The 2038-nt window shown below is 59.8% G+C and carries 2 protein-coding genes; both read right to left on the reverse strand.

Annotated features, from left to right (window positions below; translation table 11 throughout):
- Positions 1-309 precede the first annotated feature (309 nt).
- Positions 310-1086, reverse strand: a complete 777-nt coding sequence (locus BSZ39_RS12680) for a succinate dehydrogenase cytochrome b subunit (RefSeq protein WP_143180546.1) — start codon at positions 1084-1086, stop codon at positions 310-312.
- A 178-nt stretch (positions 1087-1264) separates the two neighbouring features.
- Positions 1265-1954 carry a hypothetical protein gene (locus BSZ39_RS12685; RefSeq protein ID WP_143180547.1) on the reverse strand — a complete coding sequence of 230 codons (690 nt, stop codon included), beginning with the start codon at positions 1952-1954 and terminating at the stop codon, positions 1265-1267.
- Between the last annotated feature and the right edge of the window lie 84 nt (positions 1955-2038).

Consider the following 2038-nt stretch of genomic DNA (forward strand, 5'->3'; position numbering starts at 1 on the left):
CGACCATGACCGATACCGACACGCCCGCACTAGCAAGCTAAAACCCCAAACGAGAGGAAAACGCCGTTACACCACTACAAGGGACTTGACCGACGTGGTATCCCAGATCGGCTAATGCTGCCGCGGCTCCCGAGCCAGCAAGCCCCGTACCGATGACAACGATCGAGAACTTTCGGCGATTGAGTGCCGAGACCAACCGATAGCTGTCCTTCGCTCGCTGCCACGCAGTTGCTGGATCTCCGTCAGGACTGTGCGCCGACAGGGTCGTTCCCACCTCAACGGTGAGGGGTGTTGATTGAGCCTTCTCGATCATGACAGCACCCCCGTCAGCACCGCGAGCGGCACACTCATATTGACGAATGCGATGACAATTCCGGCCGCATATGCGATCACCTTCCAAACTCGCCGTGTCCGGGGACCGGTCACAGCAAAGTCGGTCGCCAGCAGCCACAGGCCGTGAATAAGGTGCACAGCGAGCGCCCCCATCGCGACGAGATAGAGCAGCGAAAACAGTGGCCGCGAAAATGAGGCGATGAGGTTTTCGTACGCAAACGAACTGGTGTGAGTCGGCGCCTGGAAAGCCCCGTTAAGGTGCCCGGTCGTGAGATCCAGAATGTGAATGATGATGAAACCGAGCAGCGCGATCCCGGTGATAAGCATCGTTCGAGAGACCCATGACTCGGCCCTCAACCCGCGCGCGCGATATGGTCCGCGAGCGGACCTCGAACGGAACGTCAGCGCTAGTGTCGCAGCGATATGGATGATGATCGAAATCAGCAGGACCACGCGAAAGGCCCACAGCAAACCCATCTCCGGCAGTAGCGGCTCACCCGCAACGCGCAACCAGTGCGCATAGTCATTGAAATGCTCGGACCCAACGTACGCTTTGATGTTGCCGACCATATGGACTGCGACGAAAGCCGCAAGAATTGCTCCGGTCAGCGCAGCGGCAAGTTTCAGGAGCCACGACGGTGGTCCTGCCTGCGGGCTCGCTGGAAGCACGATTCGTCCATCGCGGACGTTGATTGTCGAACTTTCAGTCTGACGAGGCAACGGACGCTTGTGCGTTGTCATTGACGAACTCATGCAGCATCTCCCTTGATAACCACTTCGAGGCTAACACCTCCGAGCGGTGGGCTGCATAGTACGACGAGTGTTCAACCGACTTCTACCCGTTTGCACGAATGTGCAGGTTGCTTTGGGTCCAGTTCAGCACTCGTTACTACGAACTCGGCTCCCTCAAGCGAGGGTGGTGATGAGTCGTTTAACCTCGCGCCGCGTAGGCATCTTGAATCGCCACATCGAGGTCGGTAAAGTCCTCCGATTCGTCGCTGGCATCCCGCAGCGATTTCAGCAATCGTTCGGCCTCGGCAGGTCGGCCAGCCTCACAGGCGGCGCGAACCAGCTGGCGTCCGGCATCCGTCACGTGCGTGGTCGGGTCCCAGTTTCCGACACCCAACTGGACTGCCTCGCCCGGCAGACTGGCGCGTCGCAGCATTTGCAGTGATTCGAAGAGCGCGACGCCGGTGTCCTCGCGTTCACAGGCGGTATTCAGTCGCCTAATCGCGCTTTCTCGGTCCTCATTCAGCGAGAGGCGAGCAAGCTGGATCAGCGGGTACCACGCGCGCGAGTTGCCGACGTATTCATCAGCAAGAGCCCAAACGGCAGTGTTGATACGTTCGCGCTGGTCGGCAGGAAGCTCATCGGCCGTCAACGGATCGGGCATTTCCTCATATCGGGCGCCCACCGAGACGAGTCGTGCCAAGGTGGCAAAGGCCTGCTGGTCGTTGGGGTCGTCGAGCAGCCGCTGGCGCAGTGCCTCTTCCGCCTGGCGCAGTCCCTCTTCAAGCGGGTTTTCTGCTTCCTGAACGGGGCGAGAGATCGCGCCAGGAAGGTCAGCCGGTTCGGAATCCTCAGGGCTAGAAGCGTCTACTGGCACATCAGGCAGGTTCAACCGGTGGTTGCAACACCGGCCTGTTTCAGGGATTGTAGTGCTTCGCCGAAGACTTCGGCGGGGGTCTTCCAGCCGAGGGTCTTG

It is taken from the genome of Bowdeniella nasicola, assembly GCF_001907295.1.
Classification (GTDB): Bacteria; Actinomycetota; Actinomycetes; order Actinomycetales; family Actinomycetaceae; genus Bowdeniella; species Bowdeniella nasicola.

What these genes read in the sequence shown, in the direction of transcription:
- BSZ39_RS12680 (WP_143180546.1), bottom strand. Translation starts at nt 1,086, where the DNA reads ATGAGTTCGTCAATGACAACGCACAAGCGTCCGTTGCCTCGTCAGACT.